Source organism: Ralstonia sp. 25C, assembly GCF_051904805.1.
In the GTDB taxonomy this organism is placed as follows: domain Bacteria; phylum Pseudomonadota; class Gammaproteobacteria; order Burkholderiales; family Burkholderiaceae; genus Ralstonia.
Window position 1 is genome coordinate 3,729,522 of record NZ_CP196737.1, and the last position, 22,755, is coordinate 3,752,276.

Below are 22,755 nucleotides of genomic sequence, written 5' to 3' on the forward strand. Positions count from 1 at the left end.
ATGCAGATGGCCTTGTTTGAAGCACCACGGACCCTGTCGGTTGCCGGCGCAGCGCTGCCGGTGTACGGTGGCCAGCCGATCCTCACGCCGGTCAAGCTTACCGGCGGCGAGACGATCGGCGAGTTGTTCGAGTACACGCTTGAGTTGAAAACGCCGGATGCGCTCGCGTTCTCGCAAAGCATCGCGGCGAACGTCAACCTCGACAAGCTGATCGGCACCGAGCTGACCGTCTCGATCCAGCTCGAAGGCAAGGGGCATTTCATTCCCGGGCTTGCCGGCGATGCGGGGATGGCGAACATCGGCGCGGGTACACGCGAGATCACTGGCGTCGTCAGTCACGCAGCTATCCTGCGAGAAGACGGCCGCTCGATCGTGTATGCGATCACGCTGCGGCCATGGCTGTGGCACGCGACGAAGAACCGCGACTGCCGCATCTTCCAAGACATGTCCGTGATCGAGATCACCGATGCGGTGCTTTCGGCCTACCAGTTCCCGGTCGAGAAACGTTTGACCACCCCGCGCCCGAACAAGGCATGGCCAAAGCGAGATATGCAGCGCCAGCACTTCGAAAGTGACTGGACATTCCTGCAGCGGCTTTGGGAAGAGTGGGGCATCTTCTATTTCTTCGAGCATAGCGAAGGCAAGCACCGACTCGTGCTGACCGATTCAATGGGGGCGCTCAGGCCGCTCGGCAAAGCCTACGCGACGATCCGCTATGAAGCGCCCACCGGCAGGCGTATCGACGAGGAGCACATTCACGACCTGTCGATTTCTCACGCGCTGACGGCGGGCGCCGTAACGAGTGTCGACTACGACTACACCTGGCCGCGCGCTGACCTGAAGGTCGGGCGCGAAGATCCGCGCGATACCGGACTTGCCCATCAGGAGCATTACACTTGGGGCGATTGCGCGCAGCCGCAGGCCGGCGCCGGTGGCTTGTCCGGTGAACACAATGATCCGCGAACTGAAGCCGAATACCTGACCCTCGTGCAGATGCAGGCGTACCGCTGCCAGGGGCTGAGGGCATCGGGCAAGGGCAACCTGCGCGGACTCGTCACCGGCCAAACGTTCGTGCTCTCGCACTACCCGCAGGATGCAGCCAATCGCGAATATGCTGTCATCGCTTCCAGGCTGACGATCGAGGAGGTGGGCGAGACGGCGGGTTCTGGTCAGCGCTACCACTGCGAAGCGGATTTCACGTTGCAACCGACCAATGAGCCATTCCGGCTGGTGCGCACGATCGCGAAGCCACGCATTACGGGTATCGAATACGCTGTTGTGACCTGTCCGGAGAATCAGGAAATCTGGACGGATGCCTACGGCAGGGTGAAGCTCCAGTTCCTTTGGGACCGGCTCGGCAGGAACGACGAGCACTCCAGCTGCTGGGTGCGCCAGGCCGGTGCATGGCATGGGGACCAGTTCGGCGGAATCTTTCTGCCGCGGCGCGGGCAGGAAGTCACGGTCAGCTTTATCAATGGCGACCCCGACCTGCCGATCATCATCGGTAGCGCAGCCAACGCGTTCAACATGCCGCCGTACGAGCTGCCGAAGAACCAGGCGCTCGCGGCTTACCGCAGCCGGGAGATCGGCGGCCGGCGTGCGAATACCCTCGCCCTGGACGACACGAACGGGAAAATCCAGGCCCACCTGTCCAGCGACGAAGGTAGTTCGCAGCTGAATTTAGGTCACATCACGCGCATTGCCGGCAATACAGGGCGACAGGACGAGCGCGGTAAGGGATTTGAACTGCGCACCGACCTGTGGGGTGTGTTGCGGGCAGCAATGGGGCTGTTTGTAACGACCGACAGACGCGAGAGCGCGCAGGGTCACGCGAAGGACATGCCGGAGTCGATGGCGCGGCTCACGCAGGCGCGCGAGCAACACGAAGAGCTTGCGCAGCTCGCGCAACGGCATGAAGCACAAACAGCAAATTTGGGCCAGCACGATGTCGCGGTTGGCATCAAGTCGCAAAACGACGCGATCCGGGGCGGCGCCGCGTCGCCGGAAAACGAGTTTCCGGAAATGGCTCGGCCGGATTTGGTGTTGGCAAGCGCGGCAGGGATTGCCAGCACGGCGGCCGAAAGCATGCACCTTGCGAGCCAGAACGATCATGCGATCACGGCAGGGCGGGACATCAGCCTGTCGGGCGGACGTTCGCTGCTGGTAGCAGTGCGAAGTGCGCTGTCGATGTTCGTAGAGAAGCTGGGACTGAAACTGATCGCCGCAGCTGGCAAGGTTCAGATTGCCGCTCAAAGCGACGAAATGTCACTCGCCGCATTTAAGGATATGGCGATCACGAGCACGAACGGGAAGATCGTTCTTAACGCCGAGAAGGAAGTCTGGATTGGTGTCGGCGGTTCTTATATCCGCATTACCGGCTCCGGTATCGAGAACGGCACGACGGGGCAGATTCTGGAGAAGTGCGCGAAGTGGAGCAAGCAGGGGGCAGTGTCGGAGCGTGCGCCGTTACCCGACATGCCGACGGGTGAGATGACGAGTGAGTGGGTGACGTTCGTCAACCATGCAACGGGGCGCCCGCTGGCGAATTATCCATACCGCTTGGACGCGGGCGACGGGCGGGTAGTCGAAGGCATCAGCCAGTTAAGTGGCCGTACCGACGCCATATTGGCACCGACCAGCCGCCCCGTTCAGGTTTCGACTTCAGCCGAAGAGGCGAGACCCGATGCCTATCACGTCATGACGCACGACGAATTTGGTAATGCCGTTTAATTCTTGACAGAAAATGACATGGCACAACCTTCCCGTACTCTAGGAAACTCCCGGACAACTCCCCAGCCGACTGGCAAAACCATTCCAGTTCTTCCGCCGCAGGATAATGCTTACCTGTGCGCCCACATTTGTCGATGCAATTGTCAACCAGCCATTTCGCCCAATCGGAAGCGGAATATGAAACAGCGATGCGTGACGCTGGGTATCCGCCGTGATGCGGATGCGGCGTCGCAGGTGTGGAAGTACAAGGCTGAAGTGGGTTACAACATGAGTGCAAATCCGCCTAAGCCTATCATGTCATCTGTGCTCCGAAATCAGCCGTATCAGTTCCCGCTGTCGGTGATGGATGTGCTGCCTGATGAAGTCGTCGCTGCGTTTGAGAAGGCAGTGCTGATGGGGCGTGCCCAGAAGGGAATGTTGCGCATTCCCGATGTGGTCATCGTGAAGAATATGCACGACTTCGACCTCAATCAGCCCAATATCGCCTATGTTGTCGAAATCAAATTCGAGACGGATAGGCCGCGTGGAAGCCAAATGGAAGATTACGTAACCATTGCTGGTAGCCCAGGTAAGGTCGAATTGCTGGAGCAAGGCGATTGCCCTTGCTCGCCGTGCAAGGAGGAAGACGCGAAGCAATCGGCTAAAGTGAAAGTGCCAGACTTTTTGGTCGCACCGGACATTACTACGCTGCTACCACGCCTGCAGCCGAAGCCAGTACCGGTGGCGGATGCCCTGGAACAAGGACAAAACAGTTTTGACAGGATAGGCGTCGTACGGACGTCTGACGGTGGTTGGCTTTTGGTCGTGCTGACTGTCGCAATGCTTGCATTACTTTAATGATTTCTGGAAAGGCGAGAAGCGATGGATATCTGGACCCAATACGAGAAGTATCAAGGCGACGTAATTTACCGGTCTGACGATCAGAAGTTAGTGAAGGTATGTGTAGGACTGTCGGCTACATTCTATTTCTGGCATGGGGAAACAAAGGAAACCCGGCTGGCTGTAGCGCGTTGCTTTGAACGGTTCGAGGAACTATTGGGCTCCCGGCTTGCATGGGCGTTGCCCAATGAGGACATCAGCCGCCGAGAAATCTTGATGGGTGGTAAACGCAAGATTCCGGCATTGCGAGAGTACGTTGAGGCCATGCATCCGGATGATGAACTCGATTGGCGAGTCTCGGGTGGCGCATCGGCGGACGAGGCAAGCGATTGTTATATCGCGACCCTCACAACCCGGCAGTGGCAAATCAAAGTACGTAATCCGCTCTCGTGGTTGAATTTTGCTATGCCGGTGGAGGTGGTGTACGGACCGGAAGGAAATGCACAGCTTTTTATCGAATTCGTTCGATTTTGTTGCGAGCAGCTGCAACCATGGCATGGCATTGGGGGGCTGGCTTCGCTTTTGCCTCAGGATCTGAACAAATCACAAGCTGGTGAATTTGATTTACAGCAGCGCTATTTCGGATTGGATGCCGTTGCAAATGGCTACCTATTGAGGAATTCACTCCAACGCCATCTGAAAGGGTCGAATTGGCTGACGATATTCGATAAGGAGTATCCAGCCACTATTTCCCGTGAGCAATGGCAGACGCTTGACACGACACCGGGCATCCAAATTTGGAAGGCGGGGCGGACGTATGTTCTACAAGCGGGCGAACAACCGACGCTCGGGCCAGTGCCCGACGGCATCCCGCCACTGTACAAGGTCGTGAGCGACATCATCAAGCCCATGCGACTTGCACCTATGCCATGTCTTCATTTCGGTTCTGCGACAGGTGCGATTAGTTTCAATGAGCGTACTAGCGAGCTGTGGTCGCAGCGCTTCGACGCGCCAGGCATCTGGCCGCCGTATCCCGATCAGATCGAGTTCAACGCGGTTGATACGACGGTAGATGAGTACGCGGCACAGCCTGGCGTCACGGCAGCGCAGCAGCCGCGCGCCGAGCTGCCACGGGGCACCGTGCTTCGCGCCTTGCCCGGCCAGCCGTGCCCGCAAGAGGGGGAATGGTTCAGTCCTTTTGTCAAGGAGCGGGTCCACGTCAAGCTGGGCGACCCGATGCCCGGTCCGGAAACGACCCAGCAAGGTGCAGTGACGTGGTATCTGCGCACGGAATAGTGGAAAACAGCGCTGGGCAACGTTTCGTGAGGAGCATTCGCCATGGACTTTATTCGATTGGGTGACGCGACCGACCACGGTGGCAAGGTGAGCAGCGCATCGCCAACGATGGACTACGACGGTATTCCGATTGCCCGCAAGGGTGACTTCATCACCTGTCCACTGCACCCACAGGTACAGCCGAACAGGATCGAAGAAGGCGATCCGGACATGACTGATGAGGAAGGCATTCCACTTGCCCGCTCGGGCCATCGCGGCACGTGTGGTTGCTGCCTGATTTCAAGCATCGCGTGATGCGCTGGCTTTTTGGCCATTCAACGGAAGGCCGTGTCTAGTCGTAATGGGACAGCCTTGTACAAGCAGGGGAATTGACGAATTGAACAATGCGGCAACAAACGTCCGGCCGAATGCAGCCAAGGGGCAAAGTTTCGAAGCAAGGCTCGTTGCCGTGAGAGAGGCCGGGAATCCGCTGCTCGAAGCTGCGCGCGTGCTGCTGCGGGCACAGGGCGACATTCAAGACCTGCCGAATGAAACATCTCACGAAACAGCCATCCTCTTGCGAGGGCAACTGGTTGAGGAAGTTCAGATATTCGATCGGCTCTGCACACAGACCAACATCCGCCGTGATCACATGATCGGTGCGCGCTATTGCTTATGCACGGCACTCGATGAAGCCGTGATGCATTCCGCTTGGGGAAGGGATGTCCGGATCGCGGGGGAATGGGCCGGGCAGAGTCTTGCGTCAACATTTCTAGAAGACAGTAAGGGTGGGACGAAAATCTATCTGCTGATCGGACGGTTGATGCAGCAGCCCGACGAGCATCGCGACCTGCTGGAGGTGATCTATCGCGTGCTGAGTCTCGGGTTTGAAGGCCAGTATCGCGGTATGACCAGGCAGCATTCTGCTGTGCGCCAGCGCATCTACAACGAGATCATGCGAGGCCGGGAGCATGTGCCCCAGGCGCTGTCCCCGAACTGGATGGCGCACGAACGGAAGCGGCGCATGTCGCTGTTCGAGTTTCCAGTGTGGATTACCGTGATGGTGCTGTTGGTAATCCTGTTCGGCCTATTCGGCTACTTCAAATACGAATTGTCGACGCGCAGCGCTGGCATCCAGAAGCAGATCATCGACATCGGCCGAATGACGCCACCGACCGCGCCGAAACAGTTGCATCTGAAACAGCTGCTCAAGGACGAAATCGCCGCCGGTACCGTGAGCGTCGACGAAGACGCCCGTCATAGCGACGTGACCTTCCGGGGGGATGCGATGTTCCAGCCCGGCGGCGCGTCGGTCAAGGCAACGATGGGGCCGCTGATCGCGAAGATCGCCGGTGAGATCGCGAAGGTGCCGGGCAAGGTGACCGTGCTTGGCTATACGGACAACGTGCCGATCCGCAGCCGCCAGTTTGCGTCGAACGAAGCGCTGTCGGAAGAGCGGGCCACGCAGGTCATGCAGATGCTGCAGGCCGCCGGTGTGCCGGCAAACCGCCTGGAGGCTGTCGGGAAGGGTGACGCCGAAGCCGTGGGCGATAACCGTACTGCCCAGGGGCGCGCGCAGAACCGCCGCGTCGAGATCCTGGTCGCGCAATAAGCCAGGTCCGCATCCGGAATAAAACATGAAGAAGTTCCTGTCGTTTCTTGCATCGCGCCAGTTCCTCGCGTTTGTCGCACTGGTCGTCGTTGCGCTGGTGATCTGGTTTGTCGGGCCGTTCTTCGCGTTCGGCGGGCTCAAGCCGCTGGCCGCGGCCGGCATGCGCGTGCTGTTGATCGCTCTGCTGCTCGCCGGTGTGCTGCTCTGGCTCGTCGGCTGGTCGACGAGCGTCGTGTTCGTCGCGCTGCTGTGCCTGCTGATCTGGTATGCGTCGCCGCTGCTTTCGTTCGGACATGTGGCGCCGTTCGAACCAGTATCGGCCCGCCTGATCGCGATCGCGCTGGTGTTGACCATCTTCGTCGTCTACTGGATGTTCCGGCTCTGGCAGAAGATGCGCGAGGACGACGCGTTTCTCAAGAAGATGCTGCGCAAGGGAGGCAAAGAGGAAGAGTCGCCCGCCGCAAAGCGGCTGCAGGCCATTGAATTGATCGTCGCGAGCGCGATGGTCCGTCTGAAGTCGATGCGCACGGGGGCACGCGGCCCGGGAAAGCTGTTCCAGGGCAAGCGCTACCTGTACGAGCTGCCCTGGTACATCACGCTCGGCGCAAAAGGTGCCGGCAAAACGAGCGCATTGCTCAACGGCGGCCTGGCGTTTCCGATTGCTGAGCAGATGCAGCGTGCGTCGGACGCACGCTCGGGCAGTTCCGATGCGGTGGACTGGTGGCTCACTAACGACGCGGTGCTGATCGATACGGCTGGGTATTACACGCGCCACGGTACCTCGACGGTGAAGGACGCAGACGTGCAGCCCGTACACCCGGACAGGCCGGAGACCGGCACGTCCGGCGCGGATGTGGCGGAAGGGGCCAGTAGCAACGCCAAGGAAGGCTCTTCGTCCGAATCCCGCGCAGTCGCTGCTACGACATCGAGCACGAATGTCGTTCCCCTCCGTGCTGACACGGGTGACCGGCGGCAGGAACTGGACCGCGCGGAATGGCTCGGCTTTCTCGGCATGCTGCGCCTACACCGTCCCCGCGCGCCCATCAACGGCGCGCTGCTTGCAGTCAACCTGGCGACGCTTGCGAGCGCGGATGAACCGACGCGCATTGCCGAGGCGGCGGCCCTGCGCGCGCGTTTGGCCGAGCTGCGCAACGAGTTGGGCATCCGTTTCCCGGTCTATCTGATCATCACGAAGACGGACTACCTGACGGGATTTGCAGAGTACTTCGGCGCGCTGACGGCTGAGAGCCGCGCGCAGACTTGGGGCTTCACGCTGCCGTACGGCAAGGAAACCGTCGCGAAGGAAGGGCTGCGGGCGCGTTGCCGCGATGAACTGACTCAACTGGTGGGACGGTTGTCGGCTATGGTCAATACGCGCCTGCAGGACGAGAGCGAGACGCGCAAGCGCTGCCAGCTTGCCGCGCTGCCTGAGGAGTTCGGAGCGCTCATCGGGCCGCTCGTCGATTTGATCGACCGCGTGTTCCTCGATTCCCGCTACGACGACACCCAGCTCCATTCGACATTGCGTGGTGTCTATTTCACGAGCGCGCGGCAAGGTGGCGGTCCCGTCATGGCGGACCGCGGCACAGTCGTGCAACGTGTTGCCCCGAAACCGAAGCAGGGGGCGGTGGCGGAGCATGAGGGCAACCGGAGTTTCTTCCTGCACGACCTCCTGACCCGGATCGTGTTTCCTGAAGCGCATCTCGTCAGTCCCAATCTGCGCTGGGAATACCGCTACCGGCTGCTGCGCCTGATCGGTCATGCGCTCGCTTTGCTGCTGTTCGTATGGCTCGCAATCGGCCTGCATGTGAGCTTCGGTCACAACAGCGACTATCTGGACGTGATTGGCCGCAAGGCGCAGGCGCTCGTGGCCCGCGTGACGCAGCTCTACAAGGAGCCAAAGCCGGAAGCCGTCCCCGATACGCTGACCGAGGCGCGCTATCTGCCGACCTTCCCGAACCTGGATCTGTCCGATCCTGACGGTACGTGGCGCTACGGTCTTTATGTGCCGCCGGACATCGTGACGGAAAGCCACCACACCTACGATGCGCTCGAGGACAACCTGCTGCTGCCGCAGATCGTGCACCGGATGGAGGACGTGGTTACCGGCGCGATCACGAACAAGGATACGAAGACCGCCTACGACGTACTGCGCGTCTACCTGATGCTGTACGACAAGGCGAAATTCAACGCCACCGATGTCAAGGCATGGGTGCTTGATGACTGGGCGAAAACCGACAGTGCGGCGATCTTCGGCGGACGGGCCTCGATGATCGACCACGTTCAGCAGCTCTTTTCGGGCGAACGTGTGGTGCAGTCGCCGCTGATCCGCAATGACGCGCTGATCCAGCAGGCTCGCGCGTTTCTGGATGGCAGCAACGCGACCGATCGCCTCTATCAGCGCGCGAAAGCCGCGATGCTGAAGGAGGCACCGGACGAGTTCACGTTGCTGCGCGCCGTCGGCCCGCAGGCCGGCACGGTGTTCACGCGGGCGAGCGGCCAGCCGCTCTCGCGTGGGGTGTCGGGACTGTTCACGTTCGACGGCTACCGGAATCTGTTCGACAAGCGCTTGCCGGAGTTCGTGCAGGTCGCGCGGGACGACGACGCGTGGGTGATGGGGCGCTCGTACTTGGCGAGTTTGTCGGATTCGGCGCAAAAAAAAACGACTGAGATCGTGAGTGCCGTAACCCGCACGGACGACGCACTGACAGACGCAGTGCGGCGCGAATACCTGATGGAGTACGCGCAGCAGTGGGACGCGTTTCTGGGCGACATCCGGACGGTGAGCGGCACGAGTCTCGCGTTCAATCTCCAGGTGCTGCGCAGCTTTGCCGCGCCTGACTCGCCGCTTGCGCGTCTCGCGCGCGCAGCCGTGCATGAAACGACGCTGACGCAACCAGTTGGCGGCGCGGACGGCTCGTTCCTGCAGAAGGCGGCGGATCAGCTCAACCAGAAGGCAGACAAGGCGTTGGGTATCCGTGCGTCCGAACGCGTCGAGCGTGAAGTGGTCGACAATCACTTCGCGGCGCTGCGGGAGGTGGTGACGGGCAATGCCGATGCCCAGGCCGGTACGCAAGCCGTTGCCATGCAGGCAGGCAAGACGGGCCTCGACGGCGTGACGAACCTGCTGAACGACTACTACACGGCGCTGACCGTTTCCGACAACGCATTGTCGAACAACAGCATGCCGCCCGCGAGCGACACGGCCGCGAAGCTGAAGATGACGGCCGACACGATGCCGGCGCCGTTCCGTACGGTCCTGCTGCAGCTTGCCGCCGACGGCTCGCACGAAGTCAATCAGGGCATCGGCCAGCTGTTGTCGCGCGAGATGCAGGCGGTGGTCGGCGATACCTGCCGGCTCACGATTGAGGGCAACTATCCGTTTGCCCCCGACAGTAAACGCGACGTCAGCATCGACGACTTCACGCGCGTGTTTGCACAGGGCGGCGTGATCGACGATTTCTTCGCGAAGACGCTCGCCCCGTTCGTCGACACTTCCGCGAAACCGTGGCGTTACCGGACGCTGCCGGGTGCAACGGAACCCGTGCAGGGGCCGGACCTGGAACCGTTCGAGCATGCGAAGGCGATCCGCGACGTCTTCTTCAATGATCCAGGCCACAAGCAGCTGTCGTGGAAGGCCGACATCCGGGTTCCTGAACTCGACCCCACGATCACGAGCCTATCGCTCGACATCGACGGCCAGACGTCGCTTTACCGGCATGGGCCGGTGGCGCCGTTCACGGTGACATGGCCGGGGCCGCGCGGCGGCGCTCATACGGAGATCACCGCTAGCCCCCGCATCCGGCCGGGCACATCGACAGTCGCGACGGACGGCCCATGGGCGCTGATGCGCATGCTCCAGAAGGGCCACGTTGTCGAGACGGCGACGCCGGGGCGCACGCGCGTCGTGTTCGATTTCGACGGCCGCAAGGCCGTGCTCGACATCGCGAGCGCCGGCAGTGTCGCCAATCCGCTGACGAGCGACGTGCTGAAGACGTTCCGGTGTCCAAGCTCGATGCCGATGTTCAATCTGACGGACAGCGGCCCGCCGGCCGGGTTGCCCCGCGGGAGCGCACCGGCGCCCGCGGCACCTTGATTCGCCCGACAGGCGAGCGTTTGAACCCAATCAGTCATTTTCCGATACGGAGTTGCACATGCAGGATGCGCAGGGCTGTGATATGGAGCGTCTTAGCGACGCCACCGACCATGGCGGCAAATTGATCGAAGCGACGGAAGAGCTGAAACACCTCGGCATTGCCGTGGCCCTCGATGGCCACAGCGTGATGTGTCCGAAATGCGATGGGGTGTTTCCGCTGCTGGCGAGCGGCCCCGCGCATGCATCGCGGTCGGTGTGTCGGCTATCTCGGCGCAGCGACCGGTCACGGCTGATTCGGTTCCAACGGGTGCGAGCGTGCAAGACTGTTCCGAACAGAAATACCGTGGGCTGACGGAAGTGTTCTTGCAGCAGAGTCGTAGAAACGAAAGTTCCTCGGCGGAAGTAGGCTGGGCAGCCTCTGCGATGATTCGCTGTCTCTTTTGATAGCAGGGTAGGCTTGCGGCAGACTCGGCCTTGTCATCGGCTCAAGAGGTCACGCGTGTAGCCTCTCTTCACAGTCTTGGATTTTGCAAAGTACGCGAGCTTTACTTTGAAGAGGTCGGTAACTTTCGTCAGCTTCTCCTTGAGTCGGGCGCTGGTCATGCGCTCGGAGTCTTCCGTAAACATCAAGTGATACACCGTGCCCCAGACAATCGCAGCGTCAGTGAAGTAGATGTTCTCCGTTGGTCCTACAACGGAGTAGCATCCACTCGCGGGGAGCAGTGCCTTTGCTAGGTCTTCATGGACCGTAGAGCACGCAGAGAGAAAGAGACGCCGACCGTTCATATGCGGCCGCAGCATCTCAGCCAATTCGTCAAAATCGATCTCTTCCAGGTTTGTCGTAACCAATCCTTCCGGCTCCCCGTGGGAAGAAATGTGGAGGTAACGGTAATTGGAGTCCGCAAACTGCTCCACGGCCTCTTCAAAAGCCTTTCGGGTCCGGACATACCTGTATTGAGGATTCTTCCCGTGAAGCCGCAGAATGTGGGCCAAGAAGCTTCCTTCGAATCGTCCACTCCCCTCATCGTCCGGATCCAAGCTCTCGATGATGAAAACGTCTGCAGCTGTCTTCATGACACACACTCCCTTCCTGCTTTTATGTGATCAGGCCGAAAAGGGAAGATCGGCATAATCGCGCGACCGACGACTCGCTGCCCCGCATGTGAAATGTGATCCGGTGCTGCGAAATGCTGTCAACGTGCATGGTACGGCGTGGCATGCCGTTACCGTGACGTCTCCGGCTGGCCAAGCTGGGTCTGACAGGTTGTAATGCTGACGGTTTCCAATTCCTGCCCTTAGGGGCGGGCGACCTAGTCTGGCCATGAAGTTCGTCAAACCGGTCAACTCACGCACGAGCGGTGAACGCAAAGAGGCCCGCCAAGCCGAGAAGCGTCCACTGGCTTAGCTGTGGGCTGTGGACTTCTACCCCGTGCGCATGACGTACGAAGTGCTCACAGTTGAAGGTTAGCCACGAGTACGTTCGTCCCTGCAGCGACCTAGCACGCTGCAGCACCACCGCAGGATGTAGGTTGCCCAAATATCCGTCCACCGATATGGTACGTCCGCCGGCGAACTGGCTAAGCGACTGCTCGATAAATCCTTGGGCTTGAGCAGAGAAGGCGAGCACGGTGCGGTCTGCGCCGATTGTTCCCTCGCCAAGGAGTCCGAGGTGGTCATACGGACCGTGGCTAACTCTGACCACTGTGCCTGCCGGATAATTCCAGATGCATTGCTGATTTGAGGATGAAGACATGTTACTCTCCTATTCTTGTATATTTGCATTAAACGCATAAATGCACAAGAAGTCAACTCCCCCGTCTATGCCTGTCGTTACCTATCCGGCCTTGGTCGGCAAGTTGCTGGCCCAGCGAAGAGAGCATATCGGCCTCAAGCAGGGTGAACTGGCGGCAGCTCTTGGTATGTCGCAGTCTGCGTATTCACGGCTGGAGTCAGGTGAGTCGGTTCTAAATTTGGCGCAGTTGCGAAACGTCTGCGACAAACTGGGTACTTCCCCGGTTCAACTACTGCAGAACGCCGAACAATACGAATCGCTGTTGCGGGAGCAGGGCGTCGATGTCATCGCTGAGAAATCTGTCAATCCAGCTGCGATTGCCATCGGTCTAGGCCTGTTGGCGGCGCTGTTTCTCAGCGGCAAATAGGAGGCTGCTGTCGTTAAAGAATTGACGCCAGCCAGCGGGAGCGCGAGTTTCTGCAGGCGTCTTGCCGCTGCGCTTTGGATTCCAGTCGTATGCTGTCGGCGGCCCTATTGCACGTCAAGCCGCACCCGAAGCAGGCCCACGTGCTTCTGCGGCAGCTCAGCGCGGACTAGTTGGACATGGTGGTGCTGGAGGCCGACGGACAGGAATTTCAACTCGCGACCCTGTTGGCCAACGGTGGCGACCTGACCTGCGAGGCCGGCGTTCTGTGACTGTGCGGCATCACCACAGTGAAAAAAGATGGCATGGGCATTGGCCACGACACCAGACACCAGACGCCTGGGCCCGGCGCCTGGCAGCCGACAGCTCGCTGTCTGGCCAGGAATCGAGCTTCGGCATCGAGGCAATCGGCTGAGTGGCGCCAATCGTGGGCAGCCAGACCATTTGGTTCTGGCGGGAGCGGGCCGATTCGGTCACGTCGTCGGACACCAAGCCGGATGAGGCTGACCGAGAACATAACAGGCGCGCAGCGTAGCTTCGAGTACTGGAGGCCGCTGAGCCGGCGGCTATGGACGACAGGAAGGACGATGCGTCAGATCAGGGGTCAGGAGGCGGAGAACCTCATTCTCGAACAGATTGCCCAGCACAGCGGGGGAATTGAACAGGTGCTAGCGCCGTTTGATGCACACGGCGCATTCATGACCTGGCTGGACACCATCCGTGCAGTTGAGGAGTTCATCAATTTGCACCGTTTCGGAGGGCTTGATGAACCGCTCAAGCAAGCGATTGTTGAGCTTCGGCTGGACCCGCTTGATCCGGTAGCATTGCTTCCAATCCGTAGTGAGCTTGCAGCCAAGTTTGGCGCAGATTTCGCGCAACGGTTCACGTTCACTGCGTTGCAGTCTTCGGCGATGGCTGCCGCCTTTTTGGCTAATGGATTTCTTGAGGCAGCATCTGGGCTGCAAACCGTTGGGCACGCGATCGAGTATCTTCAGTCTCGGCGTCGCCATCTGGTGGCGATGATGTACATGCTACCCACGGCGTGTCGAGGTGCACAGAGTATTGCTCGACTGGATACGTTCAACGTATTTCTGACGCAAGTAGAGTACAGCGGTATCACGATCACAGGGCTCTATGAAAAGCTGATGCTGGCCAAGGTATTTCCGGATTTCACGCTACAGGTTGACGCGCACGGCTTTTCTGCCAATCACCATTTCGACGCGCTCGATTCGTGGTTTCTGGAGCCTGAGCGGGCCGCGATCACTGAAATGCAGGTGCCTCCTGATGTTTTGACCAAACTAGAGCCTGTCGATCCAAGGAAAATTTTCTCCGCGGCTGAAGTTCGCAATAACATTAGGGTGATTGAGGCAGCCTACGCAGAATTTGATTTCTCGAGCTCGACCTTCAGCCACGTAACTGAGTTTGTCCGAAATTGTCTTCTGACGTGCAAGGACGATTACCTGGTCAAATTGACGGCCACCGACTTTGAGCACTTGGCCGAGCTCGCGGGGCTGTCACCTCCCGGTCGACGGCAGTTGGTGCACAGAGCTGGAGACTACGTCAGCAGCACCAACAGCTACGCTCCGTTCATCCAACTAGGCGACTTGTATCTATCGACTGTGACGCTGCTGAGTCGATTCGTCTACCACTGGAAATCGGTCTGTCTGAATCGCATGCGGCGCTTTCAGATTCGATCTGGGTTCATCTTCGAGAACACTGTCAAGGCGGCCCTCACCGAGCAGGGCTTCAGGGTTACCGGGGTGAAGCGCATCAATGGCAAAGAGTTTGATGTGGTCGCAGTGCTGAACGATGTCATCTACAACGTTCAGTGCAAGAACAACCTCGTAGATCTGACTCATGTAGAGGCCGACGCAGCGCGTTTCGCTCGGTACAACCGGCAGCTCGACCGCTACTACGCGCAAGCGTTGCGAAAGGAGGAGGCGCGTGAGCATTTGTTGAAGGACAAGCTTGGCTTCTCAGAGGTCAGGCACGTGGTTGTCAGTCGTTTCCCCGTTGCGACCACCAACCCGCGCGTTATTGCTTACGCCCATATCGATCAATTTAAGGCAATAACGACACGTCAATAGCGGTGACGGAGCGGCGAGCGGACTTCTCGGACCTCGAAAAAACGGTTAAGCCTCGCGGCAAGTACGCCTTTGCCAAGGCGGCACAAATCCTTGCTCTGTTGCACTCGCGAGGCAAGTCGGCCGAGCAGAGGAAACGAGGCACCGCAATGCCTACCGAGGCCGATGCAGAGGCCGCCATCGTGCTACTAGGCCCTATCTACAGAGAACTTCGCTGAGCTCGCTAGTCTAGGCTCACGCCGTCCGTCGTCTCATCATGAACGGGTTGGGTGTGGTGCACGTGGAACGTACAATTCCGAACGTCGATGGAGTTGTTCGATGAGGTGGTTGTGCAAAAGCGGTATCGGTGGTTGCTTACCACACTGTGTGTGGCAGTTTTGACTTCGCTTCCAGTTCATGCGACAACAATAAGGGTGGTGTTGACAATACCGCAGGTGCGTATGCAGCTGTCGCACCTGTCGAGCGAGCACGGCCAAATCCATGGCTGACGCTTGGTGCTGTTGATCCGCGTGTGACGCAGGCCAACATCCGCGAGACGATTTGCGTGCGTGGCTACACTAAGACCGTGCGTCCACCACAGCAATTTACGCGTGAACTCAAGGTGCGGCAGATCCGGCTGTACGGCTATAACGACAAGCGGCTGCGGGACTATGAGGAAGACCATCTCGTAGCGCTGGAGATCGGTGGCTCACCGGAGAGTGCAAAGAACCTCTGGCCACAGCCGCGGCACGTGGTCGGCAACTGGGGCAGTCTGGCCAAGGATAAGCTGGAGAACCGGCTGCACTCGCTGGTGTGTCGCCGTAAGATTCCCCTGGTACTTGCCCAGCGGGAGATGGCGCACGACTGGATCGCGGCCTATAAACGCAATATCGGCCCCAAGGCGCCTTATCGCTAGGCGTCGTTATCCCAGTGATGTGCTGACATCCATATGGCGAACACCATTTGCTATGCATCCGGGAAGACACCGAGAGAGACCAAGTGCCACAGATCATTTATGTGCTGACGAACGAAGCAATGCCGGGGCTAGTGAAGATCGGCATGACCACTGACAGCGTGGAGACGCGAATCTCCCAACTGAGCGCACATTCTGGTGTGCCGCTGCCTTTCGAATGCTACTTTGCGGCGGAAGTACCGGACTGCGTGAAGATCGAGAAGATCCTCCATCAGCTCTTTGGCGATGTGCGCTTGAATCCGAAGCGAGAGTTTTTCAAGTTGGACCCGGAGAAAGCTGTGCTCGCCATCAGCATCGGAGACTTCAAGGAGATTACGCCGGGGCTGGCGGAAATCGACAAGGAGGAGAGGGATGCGCTGGAAAAGATCAAGGCTCGCCGTCCGAAGCTCAACTTGGCGGCCATTGGGATCAAGGTTGGCGATGTTCTGACGTTTTCGCGTGATGAGTCGGTGACAGGTGTCGTAGTGGACGGGGGCAGGCTTGAATTTCAGGGTGAGGTCCTGAGTCTTTCAGCGGCGGCGTTGAAAGCGCTGCACCGTATGGGCTACAAGACACCCGCTGCAAGCGGATCGGGATACTGGATGCTTGACGGCGAACTGCTTGACGAGCGCCGCCGCCGGCTCGAAGAGCAGCAATACGGGGTGCAGTGACCGCTCGCCACCCCCTAGCAGAGCATGGGCTGAGCACAGCCACTACACGTGGTAGTGGCTGCATAGGGCGGTTGAGGGTTATGGTGGGCCAGATTTCTCAGCAGCAAACAGCGTTGCTTCGAACGCCGCCCAGGCGGATTGACGCAGGGCAGTGGCTTCGGTGCGTTTGGACTGCGCGACCATCACGGCATCGTTCAGTGATCGAGCAAGCTCCTTCTGCCGTGCAGGTAGAGGTAGTGGCACCATGAGCGCCTTGATGTCTTTGCCACCGATGGCGAAGTTGCCAACAGCTGTTCGGGCTGCCGCTTCGATTTGGCTGCGCACAGCGGACACTTGAAGCAAGCGCCAGAGAAATTCAGATTCGATCCTGTTCGGGTCAGGGCGAACCCGGATGACTTTGTCCGGAAAAATCATGTCGTCGATGTCCGCATCGACAAGAGCGGACATGCCGACATAGGCCAAGGTGCCATTAGTGCGGCACATCAGAATGTCGCCCTTATTGAGCGCAAATTGCTCGCGCAGTGCTGGTTCGTTCGCGATGAACTTGTGTTCTTTCAAGTCGAGTCGGCCCCTGGTGACGGCGCTGATTTTCAAGACGCGCAGGGAAGTAGGCTTCTTGGATGGCCCTTTCGAGCAGCCGTGACGTACTTCCAACAGTGCGTTGCCTAGCGGTTCATTTGATGTCTTTGCAGCTGCCGAGCCATTGCCGATTTCGCCTCGCAAAATGCCGTCGTGGCTCCACCGCTCCACACTTCTGAAGCGTGCCACGAAAATAGGCCGATCTGGCAATGGCGGTGGTGTTGCCACGCCCAGTGCGGTTTCAAAAGCCTGCCAGCCGGCACGCTCAATGGCTACGGCTTCCTGTTCGAGTTGTGCGGCACGGGTCAGCGCGGCGGTATAGGTGGCGACCAGCGCATCCTGTTCGGCGAGCGAGGGAATGGGCACGTCCAGGCTCAGGAAACCCTCAGGCGTGACCCGCCTGCGGCCACTGGTGCCGGATGCCTTGCGCTGGAGGTCGGCTTTGAAATGTTCGGCACGCAGTAGGTGGTGCAGATAGCTTGCACGCAGCCTCTTTAGATTCGGCGTGAAGACGGGATATTCGCTCGTGACGACCGCCTTCGGGATGTCATCAGGAATCAGGCCGACCGCACCGTTGCGGGCGTCTATCTTTGAAAACGCGAGATCACCGGGATAGGCGGCGAACATCGCACCCTTGAACGCTTCGGCGCGTTCGCGCGGCAGCACTGCCCCGGAGAATTTGATTGTGATTGCCTGCCAGTCACCCAGCAAACCGTCGACCTGCACCGGCTCACGCCGTTCGGTGAGCACATCTCGTAGGGGCACCATTGGATAGCTGCTAGCGCGGCCCGTCGAAGCGCCGTTCTCGATCCAGCGTTCAATCTCCCTCCACCGCCGGATCACGCAGGGGAGGGCGCCGGAAAATTTGGCATGGCCTCCGGCTGTGCGCCCTGGTCAATCCAGGATTCAAATTTGCGGAAAGCTTTTAGTAAATCGGGTAGCTCGCTTGCCACCCCATCGCCAGTTTCACCAGTAGACGTGATGCCAACAGCCTTAGGCGCAGCGACGAACACCGGGTAGTCGAACAACTCGCGCACCCGCGCCCACAGCGCGGCGGAGTGAGCTTCATCGATGGCTTTGTACTTGCCCTTGAGTTCCGACAACAGTGCATCGCTGTGATTCTGTACCCTAGCCAGCGCAACGGTCGCTTGTTTCTTGAGTTCGGCCGCAGCCTTCTTATGTTCCTTGGCAACTTCATCGAGCCAGACGGCCTTGCTTTGAGTGGTCGGCCTCCCTTGGCGTGGGTAGGCCGGGGCTTCGCCGCGTTGCCATGGCAGGAACACGCGCTGAAGGCCCAAGGCAGCTAGTTCACTAATCAAGCGTCCGGTCTCTGCGTCCTCCCCGGTGATGATGCGCTGCGCGTACTCAGTATGGCGAGCGGTGCGTTCGGCGTCAAAGCCGGCATCCAGCTCTGCGTGCGCCTGACTCCAGACAGCCTCCCACTGCGCGGTTTCCGCATCCGTGAATTTGCGTAGGAACACCAGCGACGCCTTAACCGTGGCATTGCTTGAGCGGAAAGTTTCTTCCGGCAGGCTTACCACCGCCAGCAGCTTGGCCCGCCCCTCGGCCCAGCGACGCAGCCAGGCCAGGGACGGATTGTTGAGGTTGCCGTCGGGCAGCACAATGCCCATACGTCCACCGGGTTTGAGTAGGTTCAGGCAACGCTCGATAAAGATCAGTTCGGTGGGGCGGTTGTTCTTGTCCTTGCCGATCTCGAATAGGTCGAGGATGGGCGTCTTAGCCGCTGCCGCTTGTAACAGCCTGTTGTGACTCTCTTCCCAAGCTACGCCATAGCCTCGCTCGCGACAGCGCTGCAGGTAAGCCTCATCTGTTGGCACACGGGTTTCATCGCTACCGCCGACTTTCTGGTCACTGCCGACGTTTGATCCAAACGGGGGGTTGGTCAACACCAGATCGAAGCGGCCATTGAAGATGCCGTTGATGTCGAGCAGGCCATCGTGATAGTGGATGCCGCCGTGCCCATCGCCGTGCATGATCATGTTCATCTTGGCGGTGCGGGCGGCGCGGGGTTCGGCATCGGTACCGTAGATGCACTGCCACGCCAGGCGGCCGACGCGGGTGTCGATAGGCTTGTTGTCTTCGCCGCTGGGCAGCAGTTGTTTGTTGAGACGCGAGAACGCTTTCTCGATCTGGTGTTCTTCTTCCTCCACAGGCAGCCCAAGCGCTTCGATACGGATGCGTTCTTCATCCTTCTGGCGCTGGATATCGGCGACGATCTGGGCGCGGACATGCTCGAAGGTGCGAATCAAGAAGCCACCCGAGCCTGCGGCCGGATCGCAGATCAATTGCCCTTCTTGCGGGTTGAGCAAATCGACCATGAACTCCACTACCGGCCGGGGCGTGAAGAACTGCCCCAGCTCCCCCCGAAAGGTGGTGCCGAGGAACTTCTCGAAGGCTAGTCCTTTGATGTCGTCGCCCGTTTTGGAGAGATCGAAACGTTCCAGTTGCTTGACGATGCGTCGGAAGGTCGCCTCCGAGATGTCGAGCTTGTCCGCAGCGGTGAACAGGTCATCAGCGCGGTAAAAGGCCTTTGTCTGCTCGAATAGACCATCGTGCACGGCCGGATCGGTAGGCAGCCGCACGGCAGCGCGCCGGTCGAGGTAGTCGGTGGTGAAGGTACCATGTTGGCCGGAGCGTTCGACATACATCTTGATAAAGAGAATTTTCGAGATGGTGTCGAAAGCGCGCCCAGGGTCCATTTTGTGGACGTCGCGCAGGATGCTGTGACAGCTGAACAGCAGGTCCTGAAATTCCTTGCGGTTGAATGCGCGCAGACTGTCTAAGACTTCCTTCAGTCGCTTGGCATCGCCCCAGTCCGTGGCTTTGGGGATTTCGTTGATGGCGACGAATTCACCTGGCGTGCGGGCCACGAGCTTGAAAACGGCAGTGTGGCGCACGTTGGTGGCGATGAAGAGATCACAGCCAGAAGCAACGGTGTAGGACGCAGCCTGGTAATAGTCCTTTTCCTGAATCTCAATTGCGTCAGTCTTGCATTCGACGACGAGAATAGGAAAGCGCTTGGCTGTCCGATCGTCAATGGACTGCCAGATGACGATGTCGGCACGGGGACTGCGGTGTCCGTGCTGGGTGCGCTGCTCCTGATCCATCTGGTCCAGCGAATAGCCGTAATGCTCTACTAATGTACGAATGAATTTTTGGCGAACGATTTCCTCTGGCTTGGCAGTCACGTCGCGCCATTCCTTGCGCAAGGGAATCCACAACCAGTGGCCTTCCCTGTGAAGCGTGTCGGGTGTGGGCGGAAATGGCAGGCTGGGTCGGTGGGATGGTTTCTTGGTCTTGGCCATATCGTTGTTCTTACTCAATCTTGCTTCTGCTCTTCGTCGGCGCCGCCGGCGCGCACCCATTCATCCACTTCAGACACTTGGAACTTCCACAGTCGTCCCACGCGATGTGCTGGAAGGCCCTTGCGGTCAATCCAGCGGTAGATCGAATCGCGCGTCACGCCGAGATGCTCCGCGATCTGATCGACGGAGACCCACGGTTCAGCAGTCATTGCGGCGCTCCGGAAGCAGTCGGTTGGGTCGCATAGAGTCGGTTTCAGTCGCAAAGGCCGTAATTTATCAGGTTGGAGGAGGCGGACGAGTTGATGTGAGCGCATACGCCAGCCAGCCAAGCCCTGGATCTCGGATGTGAAGGGCCGCTTGACCCAAAAAGCGTCTCCGTTTGCAGAACCCGGCGAGGCCCAATTTTCGCGTTGATTCGATCGTCAAACTGCGGATCGGATTCGCGCACGGGTGTCGGCCTCAATAATGCGATCACCGGGCTTGCCGCGGGGCTGTCAGTTTTTTTGTGTGCGGGGCAACTCAAGGCTCGCCGTCAGGCTGAACGGTGAGCCGGCATTATCTGAACGGTGTGGCTGCGTGAATCGGTCTTCATAGAGGACCGCGAACTGGTTCATCGCAGCCTTCCACTCATGCGTTGAACTGCCCCATTTGCCAGTGATGTTGCGTAGCGCCAGCCACAGGAGTTTGGTGGCCGCTTCGTCGCTTGGGAAGTGGCCCCGCGTCTTGATGATCTTGCGTAGCTGCGCGTTGATGCTCTCGATCGCGTTGGTCGTGTAGATGATCTTGCGGATCGCCGGCGGGAACGCAAAGAACGGTATCACCTGACTCCACGCACGGCGCCAGGACTGCGCGATCGGCGCGTAGCGCTGACCCCATTCGCCCTGCTCAAATGTCGTCAGTTCGGCTTGTGCAGCCTCCGCGCTGGGCGCCGTGTACACCGGCTTGAGCGCGGCTGCCACCGCCCGCCGGTCTTTCCAGCTCGCGTAGTCCAGGCTGTGGCGGATCAGGTGCACGATGCAGGTCTGCAGCGTGGTGGCCGGGAACACCGCGTTCAGGGCTGCCTCCATGCCCTTGAGGCCGTCGGTCACCGCGATCAGGATGTCCTGCGTGCCCCGCGTCTTGAGGTCGTTGAACACCTTCATCCAGAACTTGGCGCCTTCGGTGCTCTCGATTCACAGGCCCAGGATGTCGCGCGTGCCGTGGGGCAGTACGCCCAGCGCCAGATAGACCGCCTTCTTACGCACCACGCCGTCCTCGCGCATCTTGACCCGCAACGCGTCGAAGAACACCACCGGGTACATCGCCTCGAGCGGGCGCGCCTGCCAGGCGGTGACTTCCTCCATGACCGCGTCGGTGACCGAACTGATGAACTCGGGCGAAACCTCGGTGCCGTACTGCTCGGCCAGAAACGCCTGGATCTCGCGCACGGTCATGCCACGCGCATACATGGCGATGATCTTGTCGTCGAACCCGGTGAAGCGCCGCTCGTGCTTGGGGATCAGGATCGGGGCGAAGCTACCGTCGCGGTCACGCGGGTAGCCCAAGTGGTGGCCCATCTCGGCGCCCAGGGCCCGCTCGATCAGCGCCTTCTTGAACGCCATCGACGCTTCCTGCACCGCCTGCGCAGTCATCGGGCCCTTCACGAATTGGGCAATCAGGTCCTCTGGGATGGCCGGCAGCTCTCGCGCTGCGGCCTGGCTCGTCTTGGTCTTGCGTGGCATACATGCTCCTTGCTCTCACATGTTATGCCCTGAACACAAAATCTCGGACAGGCCCCTTGCCGCTCCGCTCCAGGCCATCTCCACCACGGCCAAGGCCGCGATTCCGAAGTCCCAGGAAGGCACGGAGCCGGGCGACGTGATCGTGCTCGACGCACAAGGCCTGCTGCCAGCGGTGGACGGCAGTCAACTCACGAACCTGCCAATTCCGCACGGGGTTTCGACGGTACTGACCATCGAACTGGGCCAATCCGCACAAGCCGATGGCGGTCGCGGCATCGATCAGGGCAACTGGTATCAGCCGATTTCCGTATCGATGTTCAAACCTACAATGACTTTCAGTACACCGCAAACAGCGACGGTACGATCACCATTCCGTCCGGCGTGTACCTCGTCTGCGGCAACGCGAAGATCCTCGCACCGTCCGGCGACACCTACCGGCTTCCTGCCCAGATGGTGTTCGCCGTTGGCCAGAACGGGGTCTATCCGGGCATTTACCAGCATGTCGTACAGCAGTATGCAGGCACACCAATCACCACGCCGCGGTGTCAGGTGCGCTCGGCATGGTGCCTGTTGGCGGCGTGCAAGGAAGTTGGAACAGCAACTCCCCGCTATGGATGGATTTCGCCAAGGTCCTGGGCTCGCAAAACCAAACGCCGCTGGAACTGCAGGGCTACATGTCGATCGTGAAGATCGGGTAATCGATGCCTGCTGCGGCGCAAGACTGGCGAGCCATTTCTCTAGCTTCGGGTAGGTGA

The 22,755-nt window shown here is 59.7% G+C and carries 17 protein-coding genes and 1 pseudogene; 12 read left to right on the forward strand and 6 right to left on the reverse strand.

The genetic code is table 11. The annotated features are described in order from the left end of the window. Positions 1 to 6: 6 nt before the first annotated feature. The 7 genes from ACS7SF_RS17385 (at position 7) to ACS7SF_RS17415 (ending at position 10,884) form a co-directional block, all read left to right on the forward strand. The gene (locus ACS7SF_RS17385) at positions 7 to 2,730 is read left to right on the forward strand and encodes a type VI secretion system Vgr family protein (RefSeq protein ID WP_439890907.1); all 2,724 of its coding nucleotides are present in this window, start codon (positions 7 to 9) and stop codon (positions 2,728 to 2,730) included. A gap of 192 nt (positions 2,731 to 2,922) precedes the next feature. After that, complete coding sequence (locus ACS7SF_RS17390; protein WP_439890908.1) at positions 2,923 to 3,567, forward strand: VRR-NUC domain-containing protein; 645 nt, start codon at positions 2,923 to 2,925, stop codon at positions 3,565 to 3,567. Between the two features lie 24 nt (positions 3,568 to 3,591). Beyond that, positions 3,592 to 4,845: a type VI immunity family protein gene (locus tag ACS7SF_RS17395; protein ID WP_439890909.1), complete on the forward strand. Its 1,254-nt coding sequence runs from the start codon at positions 3,592 to 3,594 to the stop codon at positions 4,843 to 4,845. 42 nt (positions 4,846 to 4,887) lie between these two features. After that, positions 4,888 to 5,139: a PAAR domain-containing protein gene (locus tag ACS7SF_RS17400; RefSeq protein ID WP_439890910.1), complete on the forward strand. Its 252-nt coding sequence runs from the start codon at positions 4,888 to 4,890 to the stop codon at positions 5,137 to 5,139. Between the two features lie 46 nt (positions 5,140 to 5,185). Further along, a complete protein-coding gene (gene tssL, locus ACS7SF_RS17405; protein ID WP_439890911.1) occupies positions 5,186 to 6,436 on the forward strand; it encodes a type VI secretion system protein TssL, long form in 1,251 nt (416 codons plus the stop codon). 25 nt (positions 6,437 to 6,461) lie between these two features. Next, positions 6,462 to 10,532, forward strand: a complete 4,071-nt coding sequence (gene tssM / locus ACS7SF_RS17410; RefSeq protein ID WP_439890912.1) for a type VI secretion system membrane subunit TssM — start codon at positions 6,462 to 6,464, stop codon at positions 10,530 to 10,532. A 58-nt stretch (positions 10,533 to 10,590) separates the two neighbouring features. Continuing rightward, complete coding sequence (locus tag ACS7SF_RS17415) at positions 10,591 to 10,884, forward strand: PAAR domain-containing protein (RefSeq protein ID WP_439890913.1); 294 nt, start codon at positions 10,591 to 10,593, stop codon at positions 10,882 to 10,884. A 125-nt stretch (positions 10,885 to 11,009) separates the two neighbouring features. Here ACS7SF_RS17415 and ACS7SF_RS17420 read toward each other — a convergent pair whose 3' ends face one another. Both ACS7SF_RS17420 and ACS7SF_RS17425 read right to left on the reverse strand, forming a co-directional pair. Then, positions 11,010 to 11,606, reverse strand: a complete 597-nt coding sequence (locus tag ACS7SF_RS17420; protein WP_439890914.1) for a hypothetical protein — start codon at positions 11,604 to 11,606, stop codon at positions 11,010 to 11,012. A gap of 271 nt (positions 11,607 to 11,877) precedes the next feature. Then, positions 11,878 to 12,285 carry a lecithin retinol acyltransferase family protein gene (locus tag ACS7SF_RS17425; RefSeq protein WP_439890915.1) on the reverse strand — a complete coding sequence of 136 codons (408 nt, stop codon included), beginning with the start codon at positions 12,283 to 12,285 and terminating at the stop codon, positions 11,878 to 11,880. A gap of 67 nt (positions 12,286 to 12,352) precedes the next feature. Between ACS7SF_RS17425 and ACS7SF_RS17430 the strand changes: the two genes are divergently transcribed. From ACS7SF_RS17430 to ACS7SF_RS17445, 4 genes are all read left to right on the forward strand, one after another. Further along, positions 12,353 to 12,691: a helix-turn-helix domain-containing protein gene (locus tag ACS7SF_RS17430; RefSeq protein WP_439890916.1), complete on the forward strand. Its 339-nt coding sequence runs from the start codon at positions 12,353 to 12,355 to the stop codon at positions 12,689 to 12,691. A 584-nt stretch (positions 12,692 to 13,275) separates the two neighbouring features. Further along, on the forward strand, positions 13,276 to 14,775 hold the full coding sequence (locus tag ACS7SF_RS17435; protein WP_439890917.1) for a hypothetical protein: 1,500 nt from the start codon (positions 13,276 to 13,278) through the stop codon (positions 14,773 to 14,775). Between the two features lie 508 nt (positions 14,776 to 15,283). Further along, positions 15,284 to 15,667 carry a hypothetical protein gene (locus ACS7SF_RS17440; RefSeq protein WP_439890918.1) on the forward strand — a complete coding sequence of 128 codons (384 nt, stop codon included), beginning with the start codon at positions 15,284 to 15,286 and terminating at the stop codon, positions 15,665 to 15,667. 83 nt (positions 15,668 to 15,750) lie between these two features. After that, the gene (locus tag ACS7SF_RS17445) at positions 15,751 to 16,374 is read left to right on the forward strand and encodes a GIY-YIG nuclease family protein (RefSeq protein ID WP_439890919.1); all 624 of its coding nucleotides are present in this window, start codon (positions 15,751 to 15,753) and stop codon (positions 16,372 to 16,374) included. 78 nt (positions 16,375 to 16,452) lie between these two features. On the opposite strand, the gene ACS7SF_RS17450 is transcribed toward ACS7SF_RS17445, so the two are convergent. From ACS7SF_RS17450 to ACS7SF_RS17465, 4 genes and pseudogenes are all read right to left on the reverse strand, one after another. Continuing rightward, entirely contained in the window at positions 16,453 to 17,721 is a 1,269-nt protein-coding gene (locus tag ACS7SF_RS17450) for a hypothetical protein (RefSeq protein ID WP_439890920.1), read from the reverse strand. 71 nt (positions 17,722 to 17,792) lie between these two features. Continuing rightward, positions 17,793 to 20,279 carry an N-6 DNA methylase gene (locus tag ACS7SF_RS17455; protein WP_439890921.1) on the reverse strand — a complete coding sequence of 829 codons (2,487 nt, stop codon included), beginning with the start codon at positions 20,277 to 20,279 and terminating at the stop codon, positions 17,793 to 17,795. 14 nt (positions 20,280 to 20,293) lie between these two features. Continuing rightward, positions 20,294 to 20,488, reverse strand: coding sequence for a helix-turn-helix domain-containing protein (locus ACS7SF_RS17460; protein ID WP_439890922.1), 195 nt, complete (start codon positions 20,486 to 20,488; stop codon positions 20,294 to 20,296). A 360-nt stretch (positions 20,489 to 20,848) separates the two neighbouring features. Continuing rightward, positions 20,849 to 22,000 (reverse strand): annotated as a pseudogene (locus ACS7SF_RS17465) (IS256 family transposase); the annotation flags it as partial. A 560-nt stretch (positions 22,001 to 22,560) separates the two neighbouring features. Between ACS7SF_RS17465 and ACS7SF_RS17470 the strand changes: the two are divergent. Then, positions 22,561 to 22,698: a hypothetical protein gene (locus ACS7SF_RS17470; protein ID WP_439890923.1), complete on the forward strand. Its 138-nt coding sequence runs from the start codon at positions 22,561 to 22,563 to the stop codon at positions 22,696 to 22,698. The last annotated feature ends 57 nt before the right edge of the window (positions 22,699 to 22,755 follow it).